This is a genomic window from Streptomyces chisholmiae (assembly GCF_031845445.1).
Taxonomy (GTDB): Bacteria; Actinomycetota; Actinomycetes; order Streptomycetales; family Streptomycetaceae; genus Streptomyces; species Streptomyces chisholmiae.
In genome coordinates this window covers 1-408 of sequence record NZ_JAVREO010000276.1, presented here as the reverse complement: position 1 = coordinate 408, position 408 = coordinate 1, and the positions used below count along the sequence as shown (strand labels likewise).

Here is a 408-nt window from a genome sequence, read left to right as displayed (position 1 = left end):
GTACCGCGATGGCTTCATTGACGAGTTGCGAGACCCGGCTGAAGTCAGCTGTGGGAACTACGGGTTCGGTCGTTACCGGTGCCGCTGTTGTCGGCGCGGTGGTGGCCGTGGGCGCGCTGGTGAGCGGCGGCGCAGGTGCTGGTTGTCCGCAGGATGAGACCGTGACCATGGCGGCTGCCGCTGCGCAGAGCTGGGTCAGACGTGATCGCGACACCGTCATCCGATCGACCGTAGTCGCCGGCGAGCGGACGCGCCCATGCGATGTTTGCACCGAGGATTGCAGTCACCATCGAGCAAAAATCCTCGGTCTAGTGGGTGGCACGGTCCTCAGGACTGGGATTTGGCTGCCGACGATTTCAGCGGTGTGCGCGGCTCCAGATGCTTGGCCCAACCCGATGCACACACCAC

Annotated in this window: 1 pseudogene; it reads right to left on the bottom strand. The window is 64.5% G+C overall.

Going from position 1 to position 408, the window contains the following annotated elements:
- Positions 1-220, bottom strand: a pseudogene (locus tag RM844_RS33180) (hypothetical protein); the annotation flags it as partial.
- Positions 221-408: the final 188 nt, after the last annotated feature.